24 protein-coding genes and 1 pseudogene are annotated in these 23661 nt (G+C 61.7%); 9 read left to right on the forward strand and 16 right to left on the reverse strand.

What is annotated here, in order from left to right; genetic code table 11:
• Window positions 1–114: 114 nt before the first annotated feature.
• The gene (locus JOE27_RS09665; RefSeq protein ID WP_115274134.1) at window positions 115–1494 is read left to right on the forward strand and encodes a sodium:solute symporter; all 1380 of its coding nucleotides are present in this window, start codon (window positions 115–117) and stop codon (window positions 1492–1494) included.
• 127 nt (window positions 1495–1621) lie between these two features.
• Here JOE27_RS09665 and JOE27_RS09670 read toward each other — a convergent pair.
• From JOE27_RS09670 to JOE27_RS09675, 3 genes are all read right to left on the reverse strand, one after another.
• A protein-coding gene (locus tag JOE27_RS09670) for an IS3 family transposase (protein ID WP_125924402.1) occupies window positions 1622–2859 on the reverse strand; the annotation gives its coding sequence in 2 pieces (ribosomal slippage) (window positions 1622–2511 and window positions 2511–2859; 1239 coding nt in all).
• Window positions 2860–2965: 106 nt separating this feature from the next.
• Window positions 2966–3094, reverse strand: a complete 129-nt coding sequence (locus JOE27_RS24980) for a PA1414 family protein (RefSeq protein ID WP_008090807.1) — start codon at window positions 3092–3094, stop codon at window positions 2966–2968.
• A 124-nt stretch (window positions 3095–3218) separates the two neighbouring features.
• A complete protein-coding gene (locus JOE27_RS09675; RefSeq protein ID WP_115274133.1) occupies window positions 3219–4112 on the reverse strand; it encodes a LysR family transcriptional regulator in 894 nt (297 codons plus the stop codon).
• A 106-nt stretch (window positions 4113–4218) separates the two neighbouring features.
• Between JOE27_RS09675 and JOE27_RS09680 the strand changes: the two genes are divergently transcribed.
• The gene (locus JOE27_RS09680) at window positions 4219–5388 is read left to right on the forward strand and encodes an MFS transporter (RefSeq protein ID WP_204918610.1); all 1170 of its coding nucleotides are present in this window, start codon (window positions 4219–4221) and stop codon (window positions 5386–5388) included.
• A gap of 128 nt (window positions 5389–5516) precedes the next feature.
• Here JOE27_RS09680 and JOE27_RS09685 read toward each other — a convergent pair whose 3' ends face one another.
• The 6 genes and pseudogenes from JOE27_RS09685 to JOE27_RS24845 all read right to left on the reverse strand — a co-directional run.
• On the reverse strand, window positions 5517–6443 hold the full coding sequence (locus JOE27_RS09685) for a DMT family transporter (RefSeq protein WP_125924526.1): 927 nt from the start codon (window positions 6441–6443) through the stop codon (window positions 5517–5519).
• A gap of 105 nt (window positions 6444–6548) precedes the next feature.
• A complete protein-coding gene (locus JOE27_RS09690; protein WP_115274130.1) occupies window positions 6549–6944 on the reverse strand; it encodes a transcriptional regulator in 396 nt (131 codons plus the stop codon).
• Between the two features lie 77 nt (window positions 6945–7021).
• Complete coding sequence (locus JOE27_RS09695; protein WP_012315648.1) at window positions 7022–7276, reverse strand: BrnA antitoxin family protein; 255 nt, start codon at window positions 7274–7276, stop codon at window positions 7022–7024.
• Window positions 7254–7532 carry a BrnT family toxin gene (locus tag JOE27_RS09700; protein WP_046788068.1) on the reverse strand — a complete coding sequence of 93 codons (279 nt, stop codon included), beginning with the start codon at window positions 7530–7532 and terminating at the stop codon, window positions 7254–7256. Before JOE27_RS09700 ends, JOE27_RS09695 begins: the two co-directional genes overlap by 23 nt.
• A 171-nt stretch (window positions 7533–7703) precedes the next feature.
• The gene (locus JOE27_RS24840) at window positions 7704–8447 is read right to left on the reverse strand and encodes a LuxR family transcriptional regulator (protein WP_281069942.1); all 744 of its coding nucleotides are present in this window, start codon (window positions 8445–8447) and stop codon (window positions 7704–7706) included.
• A pseudogene (locus JOE27_RS24845) lies at window positions 8427–9023 on the reverse strand (SDR family NAD(P)-dependent oxidoreductase); the annotation flags it as partial. The pseudogene JOE27_RS24845 and the gene JOE27_RS24840, both read right to left, overlap by 21 nt.
• A gap of 175 nt (window positions 9024–9198) precedes the next feature.
• Between JOE27_RS24845 and JOE27_RS09710 the strand changes: the two are divergent.
• Window positions 9199–9471 (forward strand): hypothetical protein, encoded by a 273-nt coding sequence (locus JOE27_RS09710; RefSeq protein WP_046788065.1) that lies wholly within the window; start codon window positions 9199–9201, stop codon window positions 9469–9471.
• A gap of 119 nt (window positions 9472–9590) precedes the next feature.
• Here JOE27_RS09710 and JOE27_RS09715 read toward each other — a convergent pair whose 3' ends face one another.
• Window positions 9591–10949 carry a DEAD/DEAH box helicase gene (locus JOE27_RS09715; RefSeq protein ID WP_012315652.1) on the reverse strand — a complete coding sequence of 453 codons (1359 nt, stop codon included), beginning with the start codon at window positions 10947–10949 and terminating at the stop codon, window positions 9591–9593.
• Between the two features lie 105 nt (window positions 10950–11054).
• Between JOE27_RS09715 and JOE27_RS09720 the strand changes: the two genes are divergently transcribed.
• Complete coding sequence (locus JOE27_RS09720) at window positions 11055–12356, forward strand: mechanosensitive ion channel family protein (RefSeq protein WP_046788064.1); 1302 nt, start codon at window positions 11055–11057, stop codon at window positions 12354–12356.
• A gap of 114 nt (window positions 12357–12470) precedes the next feature.
• Here the strand turns inward: JOE27_RS09720 and JOE27_RS09725 are convergent, their stop codons facing one another.
• From JOE27_RS09725 to JOE27_RS09740, 4 genes are all read right to left on the reverse strand, one after another.
• On the reverse strand, window positions 12471–13406 hold the full coding sequence (locus JOE27_RS09725) for an AEC family transporter (protein WP_174142430.1): 936 nt from the start codon (window positions 13404–13406) through the stop codon (window positions 12471–12473).
• A gap of 1 nt (window position 13407) precedes the next feature.
• Window positions 13408–14283 (reverse strand): carboxylate/amino acid/amine transporter, encoded by an 876-nt coding sequence (locus tag JOE27_RS09730; RefSeq protein ID WP_039603958.1) that lies wholly within the window; start codon window positions 14281–14283, stop codon window positions 13408–13410.
• Window positions 14284–14473: 190 nt separating this feature from the next.
• Window positions 14474–15073, reverse strand: coding sequence for an FMN-dependent NADH-azoreductase (locus JOE27_RS09735; protein WP_046788059.1), 600 nt, complete (start codon window positions 15071–15073; stop codon window positions 14474–14476).
• Window positions 15074–15182: 109 nt separating this feature from the next.
• Window positions 15183–15497, reverse strand: a complete 315-nt coding sequence (locus JOE27_RS09740; RefSeq protein ID WP_012315657.1) for a hypothetical protein — start codon at window positions 15495–15497, stop codon at window positions 15183–15185.
• A gap of 48 nt (window positions 15498–15545) precedes the next feature.
• Here JOE27_RS09740 and JOE27_RS09745 point away from each other — a divergent pair, with 48 nt between their 5' ends.
• The 4 genes from JOE27_RS09745 (at window position 15546) to JOE27_RS09760 (ending at window position 19742) form a co-directional block, all read left to right on the forward strand.
• Window positions 15546–16469: a LysR family transcriptional regulator gene (locus JOE27_RS09745; RefSeq protein WP_012315658.1), complete on the forward strand. Its 924-nt coding sequence runs from the start codon at window positions 15546–15548 to the stop codon at window positions 16467–16469.
• Between the two features lie 13 nt (window positions 16470–16482).
• Window positions 16483–17295, forward strand: coding sequence for an alpha/beta hydrolase (locus tag JOE27_RS09750; RefSeq protein ID WP_119687595.1), 813 nt, complete (start codon window positions 16483–16485; stop codon window positions 17293–17295).
• The gene (locus JOE27_RS09755) at window positions 17289–17846 is read left to right on the forward strand and encodes a peptidylprolyl isomerase (protein WP_046788057.1); all 558 of its coding nucleotides are present in this window, start codon (window positions 17289–17291) and stop codon (window positions 17844–17846) included. The genes JOE27_RS09750 and JOE27_RS09755 overlap by 7 nt, the downstream gene beginning before the upstream one ends.
• A gap of 63 nt (window positions 17847–17909) precedes the next feature.
• Complete coding sequence (locus JOE27_RS09760) at window positions 17910–19742, forward strand: ABC transporter ATP-binding protein (protein WP_119687596.1); 1833 nt, start codon at window positions 17910–17912, stop codon at window positions 19740–19742.
• 13 nt (window positions 19743–19755) lie between these two features.
• Here the strand turns inward: JOE27_RS09760 and JOE27_RS09765 are convergent, their stop codons facing one another.
• Window positions 19756–20883, reverse strand: a complete 1128-nt coding sequence (locus JOE27_RS09765) for a GNAT family N-acetyltransferase (RefSeq protein ID WP_046788090.1) — start codon at window positions 20881–20883, stop codon at window positions 19756–19758.
• Window positions 20884–21151: 268 nt separating this feature from the next.
• Here JOE27_RS09765 and JOE27_RS09770 point away from each other — a divergent pair, with 268 nt between their 5' ends.
• Window positions 21152–22396 (forward strand): putative porin, encoded by a 1245-nt coding sequence (locus JOE27_RS09770; protein ID WP_125924532.1) that lies wholly within the window; start codon window positions 21152–21154, stop codon window positions 22394–22396.
• A gap of 122 nt (window positions 22397–22518) precedes the next feature.
• Here JOE27_RS09770 and JOE27_RS09775 read toward each other — a convergent pair whose 3' ends face one another.
• Window positions 22519–23640 (reverse strand): beta-ketoacyl-ACP synthase III, encoded by a 1122-nt coding sequence (locus JOE27_RS09775; protein WP_046788054.1) that lies wholly within the window; start codon window positions 23638–23640, stop codon window positions 22519–22521.
• Window positions 23641–23661 lie beyond the last annotated feature (21 nt).

Raw genomic sequence — 23661 nt, forward strand, 5'->3', positions numbered from 1 at the left:
GGAGCCATGAGGGAGGGCCACAGAGGCCCGCCAACACAAGACAAGACCGCCAGGCGCCGTGAAGCCGCCTGAGCGGTCGATCTCGCCATAATAAAGATAATCGGGAGACCCCCAATGGCCTTGGACATCATTGTTGTAATGATCTATACCGCCGGCATGCTCGGGCTGGGCTGGTATGGCATGCGGCGCGCAAAAACCCACGAAGACTACCTGGTGGCAGGGCGCAACCTGGGCCCGACCTTGTACATGGGCACCATGGCCACCACCGTGCTCGGCGGCGCCTCCACCGTCGGCACCGTACGCCTTGGCTATGTGCATGGCATCTCCGGTTTCTGGCTGTGCGCAGCCCTGGGCCTGGGCATCATCGCCCTCAACCTGTTCCTCGCCAAACCGCTGCTGCGCCTGAAGATCTTCACCGTGACCCAGGTACTGGAGCGTCGCTACAACCCCATGGCGCGCCAGGCCAGTGCGGCAATCATGCTGGCCTATGCGCTGATGATCGGCGTCACCTCGACCCTGGCCATGGCGACTGTCCTGCAGGTGTTGCTGGACTTGCCGTTCTGGATGTCGCTGCTGCTCGGCGGCGGCGTGGTGGTGGTCTATTCGACCATCGGCGGCATGTGGTCGTTGACCCTGACCGACATCGTCCAGTTCGTGATCAAGACCGTGGGCCTGATGTTCATCCTGCTGCCGGTATGCCTGTACAACGCCGGTGGCTGGGACACCCTGGTAGCCAAGCTGCCGGCGGCCAGCTTCGCCTGGACCACCATCGGCTGGGACACCATCATCACTTACTTCCTGATCTACTTCTTCGGCATCCTGATCGGTCAGGACATCTGGCAGCGGGTGTTCACCGCCCGTGACGAGAAGGTCTGCCAACGTGCCGGCACGACTGCAGGCCTGTACTGCGTGCTATATGGCCTGGCCTGCGCCCTGATCGGCATGGCCGCGCATGTGCTGATGCCGGACTTGGCCAACCCGAACAACGCGTTCGCCGAGATGATCAAGAGCCAGTTGCCTGATGGTATCCGTGGCCTGCTGATGGCCGCTGCCCTGGCAGCGATGATGTCGACCGCCAGCGCCGGCCTGCTGGCCGCCTCGACCACCATTACCGAAGACCTGTTGCCAAAACTGCGTGGCGGCAAGCAGTCGAGCCTGGGTGTCAGCCGCCTGTTCACCCTGCTCACCGGTTTGGTGGTGCTGGGCATCGCCCTGGCGGTGAACGATGTGATCAGCGCACTGACGCTGGCCTACAACCTGCTTGTCGGCGGCATGCTGATCCCGCTGATCGGGGCGATCTTCTGGAAACGTGCGACCACTGCAGGGGCCATCGCCAGCATGTCGCTGGGCTTTGCCACGGCGCTGTTGTTCATGTTCAAGGACGGGCTGGACGCCAATACGCCGATCTACTACAGCCTGGCGGTTGGCCTGGTGAGCTTCGTGCTGGTCAGCCTGCTGTCGCGTAAACCGGTGGGGGTGGTGAAGCTGGCTTGAGGGTGAGATCGAGCGTCGCCCAGGCAGCGCTCGATCCCAAAGGTGCCGGCGCAATCCAGGCATGCGCTCGACCGCATGCACAACGCCCCGAAAACAATGTCTAGTCCTGAAATAGGTTTACACCAGCTCAGGTAGGCCGACAGGCCTCAAACGCCCGATGCACCGCATCGGGCGTTTTGTTTTTCAGGGCCATATGAGGCCGTTCTGTGTTGTAAATCTGCACTGCCTCGTCAACCATCTGTCTCGCTTGCTCCAGATCTTCAGGGCTGCTCAACAGAAGTTCCATCTTGAGGATTCCATTGACTCGCTCGGCCAGCGCGTTCTGGTAACAGTCATACCCATCAGTCATGGAGCACTGAACGCCGTGCCGTTGATGCAGTGACTGGTATAGCGCTGAGCAATATTGGATTCCTCGATCCGAATGGTGGACCAATGGCTGGCGACGACCTCGCTTTCGTAAAGCCTGCCTGAAGGCTTGCGCTACTGACTCGGCGTGCAGGCTTTCATGGACGTGGTGGCCAACAATTTTCCTGGAGTACGCATCCGTTACCAGGCTCAGGTACAGCGGCCCGTTACGTGCGGGCAGGTAAGTGATGTCGGCAACCCAGACGTGCTCCGGCCTTGTCGGAACGACCTGGCTTGGGCCGGGCTTGAGTAAGTTGGGATGGCGGTAGAAGCGATGAAAGCTCTGTGTTGTCTTGTGGTAGGCCCGCTTAGGCAGCACTAGCAAACGGCGCTCTCCCAAGACCTGGAACAGCCTATCTCGGCCGACCTGGAATCGTCTGTCAGGTTGGCAATGCAGCAGATAGTGCAGCTTGCGTGTGCCTAGACGAGGCTGGCGCATCCGGACTTGCCGTACAAACTCAACCACCTGGTCTGCCTGGCGTTCTTTGTCATCGGCAGCTCGATTACGTTTGTAGTAAGCCTGTCGACTGATACCTAGAAACTGACAAGCCCTGGCAATGCTCAGTCCTGCGACTTGACCTTGCGAGAGGACTTGCCGGATCGCTTTTTTACGATCGAGACACCATAGTCATTTTTCAGAACATCAACGACAGTTTCAAAGAACTGGGCCTTCTGGCTCATCAGCTCAAGCTGCTGCTCAAGCTCTTTGATCCGCTGCTCTGGAGTGAGCGTTTTGGGGTCAGACATCGCGCAGCTCCTCTCGTCGCGGATCGAGGCCCCCTGGCTCCAATCCTGCCGACCGTGCTTACGCAACCATACCAGAACCGTCGACCGCCCCTGGATGCCGTACCGCACCTGGGCCTGCTTGTAGGTCAGTTCGCCTTTTTCAATCTGATCAACCACCGCCAATTTAAAAGACAGCGAGTAATCACGCTGTGTGCGCTTTACACCTTGTTCCATCTGACTCTCCGGAAATTCGGGATGGGAGGTGTAAACCTTATTCAGGACGGGACACAACCAACAAAAAAGCCACGGCATCATCTCTGATATCGCGGCTTTGTTGGTTTCAACGACGACGCGGCTGGCGCCTGCGCTGCTCTTCATCAGTCGGGATAGGCACCGGCTGCAAGGGTGGTGGTATCAGCCCCAGGGCGACAGCCAAGTCGTGGAGCCAGTTGAACATTTGGTTTTTCATAGTGCCCCCTTGACGGGTCAGCCTCTCGGTCAATCAATACTGCGATGTTTCATACAGATCATAGCCCGATGTCCTGTATTACGCATGCCCTTGTACTTACAGATAGGGGCAAGTTTGACGCGGATCAAGCGGAAACGGTGGATTCCGACGGCTGGTTAATCGTTTCGCTTTGTTGCAAATCGACCCACGCCTGCAAATTCGCCCCTCGCATCCCCTGCCGCCACATCAGCCAGGTCACCGCCTGATCGAACGGCGCCTGCAGGCGATGGACCCGCACGCGGTCACGCCCCGGCAGGCTGTCGAGCATCGATTGCGCCATCAGCGCCACGCCCGCGCCGGCTATCACACAGGCCAGCATGCTCTGGTAAGACTCGATCTCCATTACCCGCCCCATGGGCGTATGTGCATGGGCATACCACGCCTCCAGGCGCATCCGGTAGGAACAGCCCTGGCGGAAGGTGAACACCGCCTTGCCCGCCACATCCCTGGCGCTGTGCACTGTTGGGTGTTCAGGGCTGGTGATCAGTACCAGTTCTTCTTCGCACAAGGGCACGCCATCGAGCCCCGCCAGGCTCGGAGGCCCGTCCACCAGTGCGGCGTCCAGGCGGTGGCTGAGCAACCCCTCGAGCAACTCGCCACTGGGGGCAGCCTGCACCTGCAAGTTAACGGCCGGATAGGCCTGATGGTAGCGCGCCAACAGCGCGGGCAGGTGAATGGCCGCCGTGCTGTACATGGTGCCCAGGACGAAATCGCCGGCCGGCTGCCCACCCTGCACCGCCGCCATGGCTTCGTCACGCAGCGCCGCCAGGCGGTTGGCGTAATCCAGCAGCACCTTGCCAGCGGGTGACAACTGCAGGCGCTGGCGTTCACGCAAGAACAGCTCCACGCCCAGTTGCTCTTCAAGCTGGCGCAAGCGCGTGGACAGGTTCGACGGCACCCGGTGCAGGCGCTCGGCGGCGCGTGTGATGGAACCTTCCTCTGCGACCGCCTGGAAGATACGCAGCTGGCTGAACTCCATGACATTCTCCAAAACAGAACAACTTGATCATCATTATTCAATTTTATTGAAAACAAAAGCACCCTAACCTGCCATCCATCGTTTACATCCGCGCAGGAGTGTCCTCATGTCGCCGTTCGTACAACTGCTGGCCAGCGCCGTAGCCCTGATGATGGCCATGGGCATCGGCCGCTTCGCTCTCACCCCGCAACTGCCGCAGTTGATCGCCGAAGGCCAGTTCGACCTGACCGCCGCCGGCCTGGTCGCGGCGGCCAACTACCTGGGTTATTTCATTGGCGCGGCAGACGCCATGTTCGCCCGCGCGCCAGCCCAGGTCAGGCTGCGCCTGCATGGCGGCCTGTGGCTTTGTGCAGTGCTGACCCTGGCGTCCTGGGCTGCGGACGGGTTCTGGAGCCACCTGCTGCTGCGCTTCGGTACGGGTGTTGCCAGTGCCTGGGTGCTGGTGATGATCACCAGCCTCAGCCAGCGACTGGCCAACGCCAACAACCGTCCGCGCCTGGGCGCCCTGGTGTTCGCCGGGCCCGGCCTGGGCATCGCAGTCACCGGCCTGCTGGCATTGCTCGCTCACTTGCTCGGTATGAGCTCGGCAGCGTTATGGCTGGTGTATGCCGTTGCCGCGCTGGTCATGCTGCTGGCGGTGTACCCTTGGCTGCCTCGCGCTCTGGAACCCGCCGTGGTACCGAGCACGGTGCAGCAAGGGGCGACGCGCAGCGTTGGCATTGGCCGCCTTGGCCTGGTGTATGCCTTGTATGGCGTGGGTTACATCCTGCCGGCCACGTTCCTCTCGCAAATGGCCAACCAACAGTTCCAGGGCAACTGGATGGCCGATCTGTTCTGGCCAGCGTTTGGTGTGGCGGCGGCGATGGGCGTGGTGCTGGTGAGTGTGCGACGCGCCGGCCGCACTTCGGCCTGGCTGAGCGCGACCTTGTGGCTGCAAGGCCTTGGCGTGCTGGCCTGCCTGATGGGCGGTGGCCTTGGCCTCGCCTTGGGCGTAGTGCTCTGCGGTACGCCGTTCCTGGCATGCATGCAGTTGGTGATGCAACGCTCGCGGGAGCTCGCGCCGCATGCGACGCAGCGCAATGCCGGGCTGTTGACTGCGTGCTTTGCGCTGGGGCAATTGAGCGGGCCGTTGCTGGCGGCGTTGAGCAACCATTACAGCGGGAGCTTGCAGCCGGCGCTGGTAATGGCGGCGGCTGGGTTGGGGCTGGCGGGGGTATTGGTTCTTACCGGCACACGCAACAACCAGAACTGCCAAATTGCAGGGCGGGTTGCGTGATGGATCAAGCTTGATCAATACCGGCCCTGTCGCCGGCAAGCCGGCTCCCAAAGATGCCCCACTGCCCTCAGGTTTAGTGGGGTACCTGTGGGCCGGCTTGCCGGCGATAGGGCCAGTAACAGCAACCCCTATCCCACAAACCTGCGCAATTGCTGCTTCACCCAAGGCTCGGCACTGACCAGCACCACGCCGAGCAAAACCATTACGGCCCCGAGCACAAAATTCACGCTAAGCGGTTCATCCAGCAAGAGCACGCCAAACGTCACCCCAAATAATGGGGTAATAAAAGAAAACACCGCCAAATTCGAGGCCAAGTACTTACGCAGCAACCAGAACCACGTCAGGTAGCTGACAAACGACACCACAATGCCCTGGAACAGCACGCTGCCGACCGCCAAGGGCGTCCACGAGACCTTGTCGATCTGCCCGCTGAGCAAGGCGATCAGCACTAACCCGACAAAACCTACTGCCAGTTGGTAGAAGAGGGTCAACGTCGCAGGCGCCTCGGACAAGCGCGAACCCCGTACCACCACGGTCGTCGCCCCCCAAGCTAACCCGGCCAGCACACCGAAGGCATCGCCGAGCAGCATGCGCCCGTCCATTTCTTCGAACGACACGCCCCCGGCAAACGCAGTAGCAATTCCGCCGAACGCCAACAGAATGCCCAGCCACTGCAGCAGGCGCAGCCGCTCGCTGGGCAGCATGAAATGTAGCCCAAGTGCCGTGAACACCGGCGCGGTATAGAGGAACACAGACATGTGCGCCGCCGATGTCAGCTTCAGCCCCTCGGCGATGAACAGGAACTCCAGGCCAAACAAACCGCCGGCCAGCAACCCGCCACGCCAGGTACTCCCCACCTGCCCCCAGCCACCGCGCCAGCAGATCATCAAGCCGACCAGCACCGCCGCAAGGCCGTTGCGCAGAGCTGCCTGCATCACCGGCGCAATATCAACCGCCGCAGACTTGATCAGTACCTGTTGGCAACCCCAGATCAGGCACAGCCCCAGCATGACCTGGAAGGCAAAGGCATCGGGATTCTTGCGGGCCGCACTCATGGGCGGCCCTCTTGGGTGATCGATGGCATGGGCAAGGCTCGGCAGTATTCAGAAAAGACCGATTATCGGTTTTTCCGGGCAGGCCTTGCCAGCCTCAATACGACCTCAAGCGATCTGCGCCTTCGCCGACACCTGCTCGAAGGTGGTTTCGTCCAGCGCATCTTCCTGGTCATCCAGTACCTGGCGCGGGTGCTCGAAGCCCGGGATGCTGCTGTCGATCAGGCTCAACAGCCGCGACCCGCGCTCGGTGAGCACGAAGTTCTCTCCATTGCCGCCATCCTCTGGCGGCCGGCTCTCGACGAAGCCGCGCTCGAATAGCAGCTTCTCGTACTCGCAGGCACGGGTTTTCAGATGGTCCACATCCCCCACCGGCTGGCCCTCGGCGGCCAGAGCCGCAGCGTGCTGCTCGGCATAGGGGCGTGGTGTGAAGCTGTGACCGGCGCCGTTCTGCACTTCGTGCAGCAAGCGCTCGATCAGGTCCCAGTCGTAGGTAATGCTCATGGCTATGGCCTCTTGCTGTGGACGCATGGGGTACACAGCTTGGGACCGGTCGCGGGTCTGGTGCGTTCCAAAAGATCTCAGCGCTGGCGCTGCTGGGCTTGCATGTACTGGCGCAGCAACTGATTAATCCGCGTCTGATAACCCGCCCCCTGATCCTTGAACCAGGTGAGGACATCAGCGTCCAGGCGAATGGTTACTGCCTGCTTCGCCGGGACACGCAGTTCAGCCTGCTGGAAGAAAGCCTGGTCCAACTCGGGGATATCCGAGGTATCAATATCTTTATCGTCCATTTGAGCCAGGCGGCTCCAATCAGTTTTCGATGCTTTGGTCATAGTGTTTGGCCTCCCATCTGGTGGCTTTACGTGCGGAAATGATGCGGATTACCTCACCCTGCCTCTCCGTGTACACGACTACCCCAAGCAAGGCATTGAGCCATCCCAAGCTTACCCAGCGCTCCTCAGCGTATTGTGCGCTGTCGTCCCGTCGGGTCAACATGGGATGGTTGAACATGTCGGGCACATCAGCGAAATCGATGCCGTGCTTTCGGATATTGGTTTGATTTTTCGTTGCGTCCCACTCAAATATCATGGGGCGCCCTGTATTTACAGATGTACATACGATACCTCCTCTTTCATCGCGAGACTAGGACGAGGTCACTCGAGCATCAATGGGGCCAGGAGGTTAAACGCCAGTTTCGGAAAGGGATTACAGCCGAGATAGAAAAGCCGCACAGATCCATTACAGGCTATAGCCTTCAGATCATTGCTGCTTCGTGAGATAGCCAATAAACAACCGAAACAACTCCGCATTCCCGGCAATCCCCAACCGCTGCCAGATGTTGTGCCGGTGCACCTTGACCGTCCCTTCCGAAATCCCCAGCGCCCGCGAGATCGACTGGCTGCTGTGCCCCTGCAAGATCAGCTTGGCCACATGCCGCTGGGTTTCGGTCAACTGGCCCTGGAGGATATTGACGAAGGCGTCTTCCAACTGGCTGTCCGAGTCCTGCGGGTCGGCCAGGTCTTCGGCATGAGCAAGGTGTAGGTGCTGGCTGAAAATGGCATCGATCAGCGGCGTCAGCGCAGCGAGGCGTTGGGTTTCATCGGTTTCGAACGCCCCCTTGTGCAAGCCGCGCATCAAGGAAAACACCAGCGCCGTGCGTGGCCGCACAGGGACGATGAAGCCGATTTCTTCGATCAAGCTGCCGTGGTGCGACGAGACACAGGGGTGGATGTCGGGCAAGATGGAAAAGCCCGAGGCGAAGAAGCTGTCCGGCGCCAGCTCGCTCATGCGCCACAGCCCCGTGGGGTGATTGTTGGTGCAAGCGACGTAGAACGGGTCGAGCAAATAGCCCCCGCGCAGATACGCCTTGAGCGTACGCTCGGTCACCCGCTGGTTGTAGCCATCGTGCACCAACAGCGCCGGCTGGTTGAAGCGAAACAGGTAAGCGCAGCTCATGTCGAAATCGACTACGCCCTTGAGCGCAGTGTCGATGGCCGGGCCCAGTGCGTCGCTGCCGATGCTGCGAATCACCGTGGCCAGGCGGTTGGCGTGGTCGCTGTTCATGGCTGCGGCCTGTGCGCGCGCGAACATGTGGCAGGCGCCCTTGGTGGTGCAGTAGAGCACTTCCATCGGCGTGCCCACCACGGCCGAAATCGACGACGTGCAGATCACGCTGCCGCCACCGGCGGCCAGCATGCCCGGCAGCACTGCCTTGGTCACCAGGAACATGCTTTTCACGTTGACGCTCATCAAACGGTCCCAATCGGCTTCGCTGGTCTCCAGAAAGGGCCCGGCAGCGATGATGCCTGCGTGATTCATCAGCACCGTGATCGGCCCGAAGTGCGCCTGGGCCTGGCTGACGGCGCGGTGCACCTGATCGGCCACGGAAACGCCTGCCGCGACGAACAGGGCTTGTCCGCCCGTTGCATTGATGCGCGCCGCTACGGCTTCACCTTGGCTGCTGGGCAAGTCGAGGATCGCCACCTTGGCGCCCTCGGCGGCAAACAGCTCCGACGCTGCCAGGCCACATCCCCCTGCCCCGCCGGTAATCAGTGCCACCTTGCCTTTCAATCGATCCATGGGTCTGCTCCTCGGTTGTTCTGGTTGTGGCTCCAAACTAGAGCCGAGGGCAGTCGGGGTCCATATACCCAGGGGTATAGGCCAGGTGCACAGGGGCTTCCGCCGGTCGTGGAGGCGGAACTTACCGGCATGCAGGCGCCTCCACCGGGCATCCCCACCGCCGGAGGTATAAAGGATGAAACCGCTGCTGCGCATCGCCTGTGCGACCGCCCTGTTCTGCGCCCTGCCCGCCTGGGCCTGCACGCCGGAAGAGGCCACCCAGAAACGTGAAGAACTGGCCGGGCTGGTGAGCCAGCTGACCGAACAGAACCCGCAGAAAGCCAAGGAAATTAACGATGAGCTCCAGGGGATGGAGCTGGGGACGGCGAGCAAGGACTTGCCCGACAAGTGTCAGCTGATCGACAAGCGGATCAAGGAGCTGAAGGAGGCGGAGAAGAAGGCGGATTGATCTATTACATCAAGACCCAATCGCCGGCAAGCCAGCTCCCACAGTGATCGCATCGCCCTTGAGGCTGATGGAGTACCTGTGGGAGCCGGCTTGCCGGCGATAGGGCCAGCATTGACTGATTACTCAGCAGCAGGCTTGCGCTTTTTCAGCGGTGCCAGGCCATCGGAGCTGGTCAGCGGTGCATTGGCCTTCGGCTTGGCGGTAGGCTTGCGCTTCACGGCCTTCTTGTCGCCAGTTTTCTTCTCGGTCTTTTTCTTCTTGGTGCCGGCAGCCTTGCCCGACGCCTTGACCTTCTTGGGCCCGTTGTAGGTGCCTTTCACTTCCTTGATCACACGGCGCTCGAACTGCTGCTTGAGGTAGCGTTCGATGCTGGACATCAGGTTCCAGTCATTGTGGGTGATCAACGAGATCGCCAGACCTTCGCCGCCGGCACGGCCGGTACGGCCAATGCGGTGCACATACTCGTCGCCGCTGCGCGGCATGTCGAAGTTGATCACCAGGTCCAGGCCGTCGATGTCCAGGCCACGGGCCGCCACGTCGGTGGCTACCAGCACCTTGGAGCTGCCCTGCTTGAAGCGCTCGATGGCCAGCTTGCGGTCCTTCTGGTCCTTTTCACCGTGCAACACGAACGCTTTTACGTCCTTGGCGACCAAGTGGCCGTAGATACGGTCGGCAAGCACGCGGGTGTTGGTGAAGATGATCGCCTTGTCGAATTTTTCGTTGGCCAGCAGCCACTGCACGATCGCCTCTTTGTGCTGGTCGTGGTCAGCGGTGATGACCTGCTGGCGGGTACCTTCGGCCAGCTGCGAAACACTGTTGAGCATCAGGTGCTCAGGGTCTTTCAGCACTTTGCCGATGATGTCGCGCAGGGCCGCGCCGCCGGTGGTGGCCGAGAACAGCAGGGTTTGCTCGCGGTTCTCACACTCCTTGCACAGGCGCTCCATGTCTTCGGCGAAGCCCATGTCGAGCATGCGGTCGGCTTCGTCGAGGATCATCACCTGCACGTGGGACAGGTCGAGGTTGCCGGCATTGAGCTGCTCGAGCAGGCGGCCCGGGGTGCCGATCAGCACGTCCGGCACCTTGCGCAGCATGGCGGCCTGTTCCTTGAAGTCCTCACCGCCGGTGACCAGGCCCGCCTTGATGTAGGTGAACTGCGAGAACAGCTGCACTTGCTTGAGGGTCTGCTGGGCCAGCTCGCGGGTCGGCAGCAGGATCAGCGCGCGGATCTCGACGCGCGCGCCTTTCAGGTCGACCAGGCGGTTGAGCAGCGGCAGGACGAAGGCCGCGGTCTTGCCGCTGCCGGTCTGCGCGGTCACACGCAGATCACGCCCTTGCAGGGCCAAGGGGATGGCCGCGGCCTGCACCGGGGTTGGCTCGACAAATTTAAGCTCGGCCACGGCTTTAAGCAGGCGTTCATGCAGGGCGAATTGGGAGAACACGGAGGTAACCTCAGGCAAGTGCGGGAAATTCAGTTGCATAGGGTAACGTTTTCTGCAGCCGGAGCCGAATTTCTTTTGGCAACTTTGTCGCCATCCGCGCTCTAATGGCGCTTCGTTTCGCAAGCAAAGACCGTACTCAAGCTCATGGATATGCAAAAACTCTGGCGCGACAGCCTCGACCTGTGGGGCACCCTCGACCAACACCCCATGCTCCACGCCGCCATCGGCCTGGCCGTGCTGCTGCTGGTTTCCCTGGTAATCGGCCGCCTGGCGCGCTTTCTGATCCTGCACGGCACGCGCCTGCTGGCCCGCCAGCCTGCGCTCAAATGGCTCGACGACCTGCGCCACAACAAGGTGTTTCACCGCCTGGCGCAGACCACACCGTCGCTGGTCATCCAGTTCGGGCTGAAACTGGTACCGGAGCTGTCCGATACCGCCCAGCACTTCCTTGGCAATATGGCGCTGGCCTTTACCCTGCTGTTCATGACCCTGGCGCTGTCGTGCCTGCTCGATGGCCTGCTCGACATCTATGCCCGCACTGAACATGCCCGCACCCGCTCGATCAAGGGCTATGTGCAACTGGCGAAGATGATGCTGTGGATTTTCGCCTCCATCGTCATCGTCGCCACCCTGATCGACCGTTCACCCCTGTTGCTGCTGTCAGGCCTGGGTGCGATGTCGGCAGTATTGCTGTTGGTGTACAAGGACACCCTGTTGTCGTTCGTCGCCAGCGTGCAGCTCACCAGTAACGACATGCTGCACGTCGGCGACTGGATCGAAATGCCCCAGGTCGGCGCCGATGGTGATGTGGTCGATATCACCCTGCACACGGTTAAGGTGCAGAACTTCGACAAGACCATTGTCTCGATCCCCACCTGGCGGCTGATGAGCGAGTCGTTCCGCAACTACCGTGGCATGCAGCAATCGGGCGGCCGGCGGATCAAACGCAGCCTGTTCATCGATGCTGCGGGCGTGCGTTTTTTGACCCGAGAAGAAGAACAGCGCCTGAGCGGAGTGCGCCTGCTCGCTGACTACCTGGCCGGCAAGCGCCAGGAGCTCCATGAATGGAACGAAGCCCTGGGGCCGGTGGCCGAGCTGTCGGCCAACCGCCGCCAGCTGACCAACATCGGCACCTTCCGCGCCTTTGCCCTGGCCTACCTGAAGAACCACCCCAACGTGCACCAGGGCATGACCTGCATGGTCCGGCAGATGCAGACCGGCGCCGAAGGGGTGCCGCTGGAGATCTACTGCTTCACCACCACGACCGTGTGGGCCGAGTACGAACGGATCCAGGGGGATATCTTCGATTACCTGCTGGCGGTGTTGCCGGAGTTTGGGCTGAGCTTGTATCAGCAGCCGAGCGGCAATGACATGCGCGTGGGGCTGGCGGGGCGCGCTTCGGTAGAGCCAGTGCCGCGTCGCCTGGAAGAAATGAGCGAGGCTTGAGATTGTTGGGGCCGCTTTGCGGCCCTTTCGCGACACAAGGCCGCTCCTAGCGGGGATTTGCGTCCGTAGGAGGAGCGGCCTTGTGTCGCGAAAGGGCTGCGCAGCAGCCCCAAATCACCCCGCATAACCCAGCAGGTACAACAACCCGGTCAAGGTGACTAAAGAAGCCACCGTCGACAACAGTATCGTCCGCGATATCAGCCCGGCTTCCCGGTTGTAATACTCCGCCAGCATGAATGGCCCGGTCCCCGTCGGCAGCGCCGCCAGCAGTACCGCTGAAACAGCCCACATGTTCGGCAGGCTGAATACCTTGAACGCCAACACCCAAGTCAGCGCTGGCTGCCCTACCAGCTTCATCGCAACCAGTGGCCATGGGCTGGCCTGAGCGCCGCTGCGTTTCTCTGCCAGAAACGCCCCCAGCGAAATCAATGCACAGGGCGTGGTGGCCAAGGCCAGCATGTCGAGAAAATGCATCACCGGCTCCGCCAACCCCAACCCGGACATTGCCCAAGCGGCCCCAGCCACGGGCGAAATCACCAAGGGGTTCTTCGCCAGCGCCTTGCCCACTACCCACATGGCGCGGCCGATCCGCTTCTCTTCCTGTAGGCCAATTTCGATCAGCGTCAGCGATATCGCGAACACCAGGCAGACCACGATCAACGAAGAAATCAACGCAGGCTGCAGCCCGGGCTGACCGAAAAGCAGCAAACACAGCGGGATGCCGATATAGCCGGTGTTGGCATACCCCGCGCTGAGCCCGTCGATGCTGGCCGCGACCAGCCCGTGGCCGCTGAACAGCCGCCAGGCCAGCGTGGCCACGAACATCGCCAGCGCCCCTGCGCCAAAGGCCACGATGAACCCTGGGTGCCATACCTCGCTCCAGGTTGCGGTGGCTGTGACCTTGAACAGCAGGGCCGGCAGGCACAGCCAGACCACCATCTTGTTGATCTCGGCCGCAGCCTTGTCGCCAAGCTTGTTGGTCCGGCGGCAAAGATAACCGACCAGGATCAACGCAAAGATCGGCGCGACGATGACCAGGATGGTGTGCATGTCAGGCCCTGCGCACCAGCGGTGCATCCGTGCGGCTGCCCAGGCGGCTCAGCCACACGGAGGCCAGGATGATCGCGCCACCGATGAGCAAGCGCCCCAATGGCTCGTGCTGGTTCCAGATCAGCAGGTTGAGCAGCAGCCCCACCGGCACGTGCAGGTTGTTCATCACCGCCAGCGTAGCGCCGGACACCATGCAGGCCCCCTTGTTCCACCAGTACAAGCCCAGCGCTGTCGGGCACAGCCCGAGGAACAGCAGCACCAGCCATTGCACGTCGGTGCTCGGCAAATGCTGGGTGTTGCCGAACAGCAGGAAAGCCGGCAGCACGACGATCAACGCCCCCAGGTAGAAGTAGCCGAAACGCTTGTAATGCGGCAGGTCGCTGGGGTGGCGGGCAACCAGATGGCGGTACAGCACCTGGCCGGCAGCGTAGGTGAAGTTGGCCAACTGCAGCAGCAAAAAGCCAATGAAGAAGTCGCCACTGATGCTGTCGAAGCGGATCACCGCCGCCCCTGCGACCGCGACCAAGGCAGCGAGCAAGGCCCATGGGTTGAAGCGGCGGTTCAGCGCATCCTCGATCAGGGTCACGTGCAGTGGCGTGAGGATCGTGAACAGCAGCACCTCAGGTACGGTCAGCACGCGGAAACTCAGGTACAGGCAGACATAGGTGATGCCGTACTGCAGCGCACCGATCAGCAGCATCGAGCGCATGAAGCGCGGCTCGACCTGGCGCCAGCGGGTCAGCGGCAGGAAAACCAGGCCCGCCAGCACCACGCGTGCGAGCACGGCAAAGTAGCTGTCGACGTGCCCGGCCAGGTACTCGCCGATCAGGCTGAAGGAAAACGCCTGGATCAGCGCGACGATTATCAGGTAGCCCATGGTTGCCTCTCGTAAATCAAGGCCGCGACCTTAGCGGGTTGCGACCGATGTGTTCAACCATGCGCAATGTGGGGGCTGCGCATTTCATGGGCGTGAGTGATTCACACACAAAAAAAAACCCGGCCATCGAGGCCGGGCAGGTACACCCAAAGGAGCAAACAAGGTGTCAGGGTTGGGAATTGGTTGACGCTCAGGCCACCGCAGCCAGCTTGGCCTTGGCCTGGTTGATGCCTTTCTCGTGGAAGTCACCGCTCATGTTCAGGCCTTCGGCATGGATGAAGTTCACATCGTGAATGCCGATGAATGCCATCACCTGGCGCAGGTACGGCTCCTGATGGTCGCTGGTGGCGCCGGCGTGGATGCCGCCACGGGCAGTCAGGACAATGGCGCGCTTGCCGGTCAGCAGGCCTTGCGGGCCGGTCGGGGTGTACTTGAAGGTGATGCCGGCACGCAATACGTGGTCAAGCCAGGCCTTGAGCGTGCTGGGGATGGTGAAGTTGTACATCGGTGCAGCCATCACCAGCACGTCGGCCGCCAGCAGCTCATCGGTCAGCTCATTGGAACGGGCCAGGGCCTCCAGTTCAGCGGCATTGCGCTGCTCTTCAGGCTTCATCCAGCCACCGAGCAGGTTGGCGTCCAGGTGCGGCACCGGGGTCACCGCCAGATCGCGAACGGTGATCTCGTCGGCCGGGTGCGCTGCTTGCCAGTGTTCGATGAAGTCACGGGTCAGTTGACGGGAAACGGAATCCTGCTGGCGGGCGCTGCTTTCGACGATCAGTACGCGGGACATGGGTGCCTCCAACGGCAAAATGGGTTGCGATTCGATGGAGGTGAGATTAAGGCTTGACCTATCGATAAAAAAGCGTAAAAAGTGGGTGCAATCTATCGATTAATCAGTTTTATTCCGCTTTGCAGTTCACTGCGATGCGCAGCTTGATGATCTGCCGGTTGAACTTGGCCGTGACGTCCACACTTTTGCCCGCCGGTACATTCACCCGGCGTACCCGTGGCGCTTCCGGGCCGTTGCGGAACGTCACCTTGCAGGCCGCCGGCACTTGCCCATAGTTGTTCAGGGTGATGGCTCCGATGTCGTACGCGGTGTCGTAGGCGGTGTAGTCCAGCTTGACTCCGGCCAGTTCCTTCTCCACGTCGATGGGGTAAGCCATGGCCCCGAGGGGCAGGCACATCAGTATTGCCGCACAACATTTCTTCATGGGGCGCTCTCCTTGAAAGAGCGCAGCTTAGGTCAACAGGAGCCAAAGATGAAAGCGCCGCGCGTAACCCTGGATCAGTGGCGAACCTTGCAGGCAGTGGTCGATCACGGTGGGTTTGCCCAGGCAGCCGAAGCCCTGCACCGCTCGCAGTCATCGGTCAGTTACACGGTGGCGCGCATGCAAGAGCAGCTCGGCGTACCACTGCTGCGCATCGATGGCCGCAAAGCCGTGCTGACCGAGGCGGGCAACGTGCTGCTGCGCCGCTCACGGCACCTGGTCAAGCAGGCCAGCCAGCTTGAAGACCTGGCCCACCACATGGAGCAAGGCTGGGAAGCCGAGGTACGTGTGGTGGTCGATGCCGCCTACCCCAGTGCCCGCCTGGTACGTGCCCTGGCCGCGTTCATGCCGCAGAGCCGCGGTTGCCGGGTGCGCCTGCGCGAGGAAGTGCTGTCCGGCGTCGAGGAGGTGATGCATGAAGGTATCGCCGACCTTGCCATCAGCAGCTACAGCATTGGCGGCTATCTGGGCACCGAGCTCAGTGCCGTGGAGTTCGTGGCTGTCGCCCACCCCGAGCACAGCCTGCACCGCCTGGGCCGGGAGATCACGTTCCAGGACCTGGAAAGCCAGTTGCAAGTGGTGATCCGCGACTCCGGCCGCGCCCAACCCCGCGATGTCGGCTGGCTCGGCGCAGAACAGCGCTGGACCGTCGGCAGCCTGGGTACCGCCACGACCTTCGTCAGCAGCGGGCTGGGCTTTGCCTGGCTGCCGCGGCACATGATCGATCGCGAACTGCGCGAAGGCGTGCTCAAGCCGCTGCCACTGGACCAGGGTGGCAGCCGTCATCCACTGTTCTACCTTTATTCGAGCAAAGAGAAGACCTTGGGCCCGGCCACGCAGATTCTCATCGACCTGCTGCGCAATTTCGACACCGCGCCACTGGACGTGCCCTTCGCAGCCCCCCCGCAAGCCTGAGAGAACCGCGCGCATGGCCTATTTCGAACATGAAGGATGCTCGCTGCATTATCAGGAATACGGCCAGGGTGAACCCCTGGTACTGCTGCACGGCCTGGGCTCGAGCAGCCAGGATTGGGAGCTGCAGGTACCCGCGCTCAGCCGCCATTACCGGGTGATCCTCATGGACATCCGGGGCCACGGCCGCTCCGACAAGCCCAATGATGGCTACCAGATCGCCACATTCAGCGAAGACCTGCTGGCCCTGCTCGAACACCTGCAGACCGGCCCGGTGCACTTCGTGGGGCTGTCGATGGGCGCCATGGTCGGGTTTCAATTCGCCGTCGACCATCCGCAGTGGCTGCGCAGCCTGTGCATCGTCAACAGCGCCCCCGAGGTCAAGCGCCGTACGCGCAACGACTGGGTCTGGTGGGCCAAGCGCTGGGGCCTTGCGCGCATCCTGAGTGTCGAGACGGTCGGCAAGGGCCTGGCCCAGCGCCTGTTCCCCAAACCGGAGCAAGCCGACTTGCGCCAGAAGATGGCGCAACGCTGGGCGCGCAACGACAAACGCGCCTACCTCAGGAGTTTTGACGCCATCGTGGACTGGGGCGTGCAGGAACGCATCGGCCAGATACACTGTCCCACGCTGGTGGTCGCTGCCGACCACGATTACACCCCGGTACAACTCAAAGAGCGCTACGTTGCCCTGATGCCGCAGGCAAGGCTGGTAGTCATCGATGATTCCCGGCACGCTACACCCCTCGATCAACCCGAAGTCTTCAACCAGACTTTGCTGCAGTTCCTCGCAGCCGCTTCCACCTCTCAAGGATCTTTGAGCCCATGCTGAAAAAACTTCTGCTCACCGCCTGCTCGGTCGCCTTTGCCACCACCGTCATGGCCTCCGACAAGACCCCTCACGTAGTGCTCGACACCAGCTTCGGCCAGGTCGAAATCGAGCTCGATGCCGAGAAGGCGCCGGTCAGTACCAAGAACTTCCTCGAATACGTCGACAGCGGTTTCTACAACAACACCATTTTTCACCGTGTGATCCCGGGCTTCATGGTCCAGGGCGGTGGGTTCACCGAGCAGATGGTGCAAAAGCCGACGCGTGACCCGATCCGCAACGAAGCCGGCAACGGTCTGCAGAACACCCGCGGCACCCTGTCGATGGCACGCACCTCCGACCCGAACTCGGCCACCAGCCAGTTCTTCATCAACGTGGCCGACAACGATTTCCTGAACCCGGGCCGTGACCGTGGCTATGCAGTGTTCGGCAAAGTGACCAAGGGTATGGAGGTGGTCGACCAGATCGTCAACTCGCGCACTACCGTCAAGAAAGGCATGCGCGATGTGCCGGCCGATCCGGTGTTCATCAAGTCCGCCAAACGCATCGACTGACTGCAGGCTTCACAAGGAGGTGAAACCGCCTGAGGGTCGGGTTGAACAGGAGTGTTGTCACCCATGCTGTACCGCCGTTTCGAGCAACTGATCGACATCTTCCGCGACGCGCCCAGCGAGTCGCCGCCAACCCAGGTGTGGCCCTTCTACCTCTATTATCTGCGCCAGGTGTGGCCGAGTTTTCTCGCCCTGCTGGTGGTCGGCCTGGTTGCCTCGCTGATCGAGGTGGCGATGTTCAGCTACCTGAGCCGCATCATCGACCTGGCCCAGGGCACGCCCAATGCCAATTTCTTCAGCGAGCACAGCGGCGAGCTGATCTGGATGCTGGTGGTGGTCCTGCTGCTGCGGCCGATCTTCTTTGGCCTGCATGACCTGCTGGTGCACCAGACCATCAACCCGGGCATGACCAGCCTGATCCGCTGGCAAAACCACACCTATGTGCTCAAGCAGAGCCTCAACTTCTTCCAGAGCGATTTTGCCGGGCGTATCGCCCAGCGCATCATGCAGACTGGCAACTCGCTGCGCGACTCGGCCGTGCAGGCGGTGGATGCGTTGTGGCACGTGCTGATCTATGCGATCACCTCGCTGGTGCTGTTCGCCGAGGCCGACTGGCGCCTGATGCTGCCGTTACTGGTCTGGATTGCCAGCTATGTCGCCGCACTGTTTTATTTCGTGCCACGGGTCAAAGAGCGCTCGGTGATCTCCTCCGATGCCCGCTCCAGGCTGATGGGGCGCATCGTCGACGGCTACACCAACATCGCCACCCTCAAGCTGTTCGCCCACACCGACCACGAGCAGCAGTACGCCCGCGAAGCGATCCGCGAGCAGACCGAAAAGACCCAGCTGGCGTCGCGGGTGATCACCAGCATGGACGTGGTCATCACCAGCCTCAACGGCTTGCTGGTGGTCGCCACCACCGGCCTGGCCCTGTGGCTGTGGAGCCAGTCGCTGATCACCGTCGGCGCCATCGCCCTGGCCACCGGGCTGGTGATCCGTATCGTCAACATGTCGGGCTGGATCATGTGGGTGGTCAACGGCATCTTCGAGAACATCGGCATGGTGCAGGACGGCCTGCAGACCATCGCCCAGCCGGTCACCGTCACCGACAAGCCCAAGGCAGCGCCGCTGGACGTGAGCCGTGGCGCGGTGCGTTTCGATAACGTCGACTTCCACTACGGCAAGGCCCGCAACGTCATCGACGGGCTGAACCTGGACATCCGCCCGGGCGAAAAGATCGGCCTGATCGGCCCCTCCGGCGCCGGCAAGTCGACCCTGGTCAACCTGCTGCTGCGCCTTTACGACGTGCAGGGCGGGCGTATCCTGATCGACGGGCAGGACATCGCCGAGGTGAGCCAGGCCAGCCTGCGGGCGCAGATCGGCATGATCACCCAGGACACCTCACTGCTGCATCGTTCGATCCGCGACAACCTGTTGTACGGCCGCCCGGATGCCAGCGAGCAAGCGCTGCACGAGGCGGTGCGCCGGGCCCGTGCCGACGAATTCATTCCTCAGTTGTCGGATGCCCAGGGCCGCACGGGCTTCGACGCGCATGTGGGCGAGCGCGGGGTCAAGCTGTCCGGTGGCCAGCGCCAGCGCATCGCTATAGCCCGGGTGCTGCTCAAGAACGCGCCCATCCTGATCATGGACGAGGCCACGTCAGCACTGGACTCGGAGGTCGAAGCGGCGATCCAGGAAAGCCTGGAAACCCTCATGCAAGGCAAGACGGTGATCGCCATCGCCCACCGCCTCTCGACCATTGCGCGGATGGACCGTTTGGTGGTGCTGGACAAGGGGCATATCGTCGAAAGTGGCAGCCACAGTGAACTACTGGCGCAACAAGGCTTGTATGCCAGGCTGTGGCATCACCAGACGGGCGGGTTCGTCGGGGTGGATTGAGGCCTGTCGGGTTTCAATCCCGGCGGTAAGGCAACATCCCCCGCGCCTCTTCGGCATAGCCCATAACCCCTGCCCGCTCCTGCTGCAGGAAATCGTCCACCGCCCGGCGCAGGCCTGGGTGAAGCAGATAATGCCAGGAGCGGGTCAGCACCGGCTCGAAGCCACGAATCAGCTTGTGCTCGCCCTGCGCGCCGGCATCGAAGCGCTGCAAGCCTTCGGCAATCGCAAAGTCCATGCCCTGGTAGAAACAGGTCTCGAAGTGCAGCCGGTCGAACTCATCCAGGCAGCCCCAGTACCTCCCAAACAGGCTGTCGCCACCCACCAGGCTCAGGGCCATGGCGACATCGCGACCGCCCTGACGCGCCATCACGACCCTTAGGGCCTCGGGCATGCGCTGCGCCAGCAGGCTAAAGAATTCGCGGGTCAGATAGGGCGTACGCCTGCGCACTGCGTAGGTATTGGCGTAGCAGAGGTAGACGAAATCCCACTGAGCCTCCTCAAGTTCATCGCCACGGTACCAACGAAAGTCGATGCCCTGCCCTGCGACCTGCTCACGTTCCTTGCGCATCTGTTTGCGCTTGCGCGAACTCAAGCTGTCGAGAAAGTCCTGAAAGTCGCGGTAGCCATGGTTGCGCCAGTGGAACTGACATCCCAGGCGCTCCATCCAGCCCGGCAGGCCGGCCATCTGTGCATCCAGGCCAGGGTCGGTGAAGTTGATGTGAGCCCCGGATAGCCCGCCTTTGCCCAGATACTCAGGCAATGCCTGGAGCATGAGCAGGCCATCGGCCGGGTCAACGCTGAGCAGGCGCGGCCCGCTGACCGGGCTGAACGGCACGGCGCCGAGCAGTTTGGGGTAATAGGCAATACCAGCACGCTCGCAGGCGTCGGCCCAGCCATGATCGAACACGTACTCGCCGTACGAATGCCACTTGCGGTACGCCGGCAACAGCGCACGCACTTGCCCGTCACGCTCCAGCACCAGGTGTTCCGCCGCCCAGCCGGTGGCTGGCGCAACACTGCCGCTGTCCTCCAGGGCGCTCAGGAACGCATGGCGCAGGAAGGGTTGGCCGGCAGGTACCAAGGCGTCCCAGGTCGCGGCAGGCAGGTCACGCAGATGGGCAAGGCTATAGAGGCTGGTCACGATGTCGACTCGCGGAGTGAGGGCATCAGTATCAGGGAATACCGGCCTCTCACTCAAATGCCGAATGCCGAATGCCGGCCCGATCCTTTCATTCTCAATTACTTAACGGCAGTGCCACCAAATAGACATTATTCTGTCATTCGCCCCCGCAATACTTGCGCCTGTTTTCCGGAACCCTAGAACCTGTCTATTCAGGCCCTTTCCGAAGACATGCCAACATGGGGGTGGACGCTGAGCCTCCCCAATATTTTTCAGTAGGGAGAACCTTATGCGTCTTGTTTCTACACTTACCGGAGTGAGCCTCACCGGCATGATGCTGGCTCTGAGTACTCCGGCCAGTGCGGCTGTCGACGCCAAGCTGCTCGAAATGCTCCGCGCCAACGGCTCGATCAACCAGGCGCAGTACAACGAACTGCAAGGTGACCTGGCAAAAGAAACCAAGGAAAAGGCCGACCAGAAAGCTCAGTCAGAACGCATGAGCTCCTTCGAACAGAAAGTGGCTTGGGCCGCCAAGACCCAGGTCAAAGGCGATATCCGCCTGCGCTACGAGGACGTCAACGTCGACGACCCGAACAGCAGCAGCGGCAACCAGGACCGCCAGCGCGTTCGCGCCCGCGTCGGTTTCTACAGCGAGATCAACCCGCAAGTCGACGCAGGCATCCGCATCGCCACCGGCAGCAGCGCAGACCGCCGTTCGACCAACCAGAGTTTCGATAACTACTTCGACAAAAAATCGCTGTGGGTCGACCAGGCCTACCTCGACTGGCACCCGAGCGCAGTACCGAACCTGCACCTGATCGGCGGCAAGATGGCACAGCCTTGGGTGAGCATGGGTGACATCATCTGGGACGGCGACATCAACCCGGAAGGCGTTGCCGCCACCTACAAAGCCGACCTCGGCGGCGCCGAAGTCTTCGCCAGCGCGGGCCAGTACACGCTCAAGGACAACGTGGACGGCGACGGCGTGCAGTACAAGCACGACGCCCAGGTCTACCACGGCCAGTTGGGCGCCAAGTTCGCCCCGGCCGATGTGCTCAAGCTCACCGTCGGCGCGAGCATCTATGGCTACGACAACGACAAGGAAGCGACCATCCTGCAGTCGTTCGGCAATACCACCAACGAGTTCAACCTGGTGGAAGGCTTCGGCCAGGTGGACTTCACCGGCTTGGCCATCCCGCTGTCGGCGTATGGCCAGTACGTGAAGAACACCGAAAGCACCGATGGCGAAGACCAGGCCTGGCTGGCTGGCCTGAAGACCAAAGTCGGCGCCTGGAGCCTGGATTACAACTACCGCGATGTTCAGCGCAACGCCGTGGTCAGCCTGTTCACCGACTCCGACTTCGGCAACGGTTACACCGGCTCGCGCGGCCACAAGTTCAAGGTCGGTTATGAAATCGACAAGAACTTCTCGCTGGGCGCTGCCTACCTGATGGCCAAGACCGACCTGTCGCAGTTGCCGAACAGCGATGCCGATGTCGACACGCTGCAGGTGGACCTGGAAGCCAAGTTCTAAGCTGCAACGCCTGAGCTTCACTCAAGGCGGGAAATGCCGACCCCATCCGGCATTTCCTGCCTTTTTTTGCCTGCGAGAAACGCACTGGCCCTGCGGCCGGCAAGCCGGCGCAGGGCTGACTGTCAGCGTTTACGCAGAATCACACTACCAATCGAGTAGCCCGCACCAAACGAGCTCAGCACGCCCAGCGAACCCTTGGCCAGGTCATCCTGGTACAGGTGGAAGGCAATCACCGACCCCGCCGAACTGGTGTTGGCATAACGGTCGAGAATGACTGGTGCATCTTCCTCGGCCACTTCACGCCCCAGCAGCTTCTTGACGATCAGCTGGTTCATGCTCAGGTTGGCCTGGTGCAGCCAGAAGCGCTTGACGTCGGAGGGCTGCAGATCGTTCTCGCCCAGGTGCTTGCCGATCAGCTCGGCGACCATCGGGCAGACTTCCTTGAATACCTTGCGGCCTTCCTGCACGAACAACTTGTCCCGCGTACCGACGCCCTCTTCCGCAGCACGGTTGAGGAAGCCGAAATTGTTGCGGATATTGTTGGAGAACGAGGTCTGCAACTTGGTACCGAGGATATCGAACTGGTGTGCCGAGGTGGCCTGGTCGGCACGCTCGACCAGCACGGCAGTGGCAGCGTCACCAAAAATGAAATGGCTGTCGCGGTCACGGAAGTTCAGGTGCCCGGTGCAGATTTCCGGGCTGACCACCAACAACGCACGGGCCTGGCCCAGTTGCACGCTGTTGGCTGCGGTCTGGATGCCGAAGGTGGCCGAGGAGCAAGCCACGTTCATGTCGAAGGCGAAGCCCTGGATGCCCAGCGCCTGTTGCACTTCGATGGCGATGGCCGGGTACGGGCGCTGCAGGTTGGAGCAGGCGACGATCACCCCGTCGACATCGGCAGGGGTGCGGCCTGCGCGCTCGAGTGCCTGACGGGCAGCGGCCACGCCCATCTCGCAAAGGATCGACTGCTCGTCGTTGGAACGCTCCGGCAGGCGCGGCTTCATGCGCTGCGGGTCGAGAATGCCGGCCTTGTCCATGACGAAGCGGCTCTTGATGCCCGAGGCCTTCTCGATGAAGGCGGCGTCGGAAAGCGGCGCAGCTTCGACCTCGCCGCGCTCGATGGCGGCAGCGTTGTCGCGGTTGAACTGTTGCGACCAGGTGTTGAAGGATTCCACCAGTTCTTCGTTGGAAATGCTCTGGGCCGGGGTATACAGGCCGGTGCCGCTGATCACGACGTTATGCACGATCGTTCCTCTGGTCAAAGG

Source organism: Pseudomonas sp. M5, assembly GCF_016907075.1.
In the GTDB taxonomy this organism is placed as follows: Bacteria; Pseudomonadota; Gammaproteobacteria; order Pseudomonadales; family Pseudomonadaceae; genus Aquipseudomonas; species Aquipseudomonas putida_E.

What these genes read in the sequence shown, in the direction of transcription:
- JOE27_RS09665 (WP_115274134.1), top strand. Translation starts at nt 115, where the DNA reads ATGGCCTTGGACATCATTGTTGTAATGATCTATACCGCCGGCATGCTC.
- JOE27_RS24980 (WP_008090807.1), bottom strand. Translation starts at nt 3,094, where the DNA reads ATGAAAAACCAAATGTTCAACTGGCTCCACGACTTGGCTGTCGCCCTG.
- JOE27_RS09675 (WP_115274133.1), bottom strand. Translation starts at nt 4,112, where the DNA reads ATGGAGTTCAGCCAGCTGCGTATCTTCCAGGCGGTCGCAGAGGAAGGT.
- JOE27_RS09680 (WP_204918610.1), top strand. Translation starts at nt 4,219, where the DNA reads ATGTCGCCGTTCGTACAACTGCTGGCCAGCGCCGTAGCCCTGATGATG.
- JOE27_RS09685 (WP_125924526.1), bottom strand. Translation starts at nt 6,443, where the DNA reads ATGAGTGCGGCCCGCAAGAATCCCGATGCCTTTGCCTTCCAGGTCATG.
- JOE27_RS09690 (WP_115274130.1), bottom strand. Translation starts at nt 6,944, where the DNA reads ATGAGCATTACCTACGACTGGGACCTGATCGAGCGCTTGCTGCACGAA.
- JOE27_RS09695 (WP_012315648.1), bottom strand. Translation starts at nt 7,276, where the DNA reads ATGACCAAAGCATCGAAAACTGATTGGAGCCGCCTGGCTCAAATGGAC.
- JOE27_RS09700 (WP_046788068.1), bottom strand. Translation starts at nt 7,532, where the DNA reads ATGATATTTGAGTGGGACGCAACGAAAAATCAAACCAATATCCGAAAG.
- JOE27_RS09710 (WP_046788065.1), top strand. Translation starts at nt 9,199, where the DNA reads ATGAAACCGCTGCTGCGCATCGCCTGTGCGACCGCCCTGTTCTGCGCC.
- JOE27_RS09715 (WP_012315652.1), bottom strand. Translation starts at nt 10,949, where the DNA reads ATGCAACTGAATTTCCCGCACTTGCCTGAGGTTACCTCCGTGTTCTCC.
- JOE27_RS09720 (WP_046788064.1), top strand. Translation starts at nt 11,055, where the DNA reads ATGGATATGCAAAAACTCTGGCGCGACAGCCTCGACCTGTGGGGCACC.
- JOE27_RS09725 (WP_174142430.1), bottom strand. Translation starts at nt 13,406, where the DNA reads ATGCACACCATCCTGGTCATCGTCGCGCCGATCTTTGCGTTGATCCTG.
- JOE27_RS09730 (WP_039603958.1), bottom strand. Translation starts at nt 14,283, where the DNA reads ATGGGCTACCTGATAATCGTCGCGCTGATCCAGGCGTTTTCCTTCAGC.
- JOE27_RS09735 (WP_046788059.1), bottom strand. Translation starts at nt 15,073, where the DNA reads ATGTCCCGCGTACTGATCGTCGAAAGCAGCGCCCGCCAGCAGGATTCC.
- JOE27_RS09740 (WP_012315657.1), bottom strand. Translation starts at nt 15,497, where the DNA reads ATGAAGAAATGTTGTGCGGCAATACTGATGTGCCTGCCCCTCGGGGCC.
- JOE27_RS09745 (WP_012315658.1), top strand. Translation starts at nt 15,546, where the DNA reads ATGAAAGCGCCGCGCGTAACCCTGGATCAGTGGCGAACCTTGCAGGCA.
- JOE27_RS09750 (WP_119687595.1), top strand. Translation starts at nt 16,483, where the DNA reads ATGGCCTATTTCGAACATGAAGGATGCTCGCTGCATTATCAGGAATAC.
- JOE27_RS09755 (WP_046788057.1), top strand. Translation starts at nt 17,289, where the DNA reads ATGCTGAAAAAACTTCTGCTCACCGCCTGCTCGGTCGCCTTTGCCACC.
- JOE27_RS09760 (WP_119687596.1), top strand. Translation starts at nt 17,910, where the DNA reads ATGCTGTACCGCCGTTTCGAGCAACTGATCGACATCTTCCGCGACGCG.
- JOE27_RS09770 (WP_125924532.1), top strand. Translation starts at nt 21,152, where the DNA reads ATGCGTCTTGTTTCTACACTTACCGGAGTGAGCCTCACCGGCATGATG.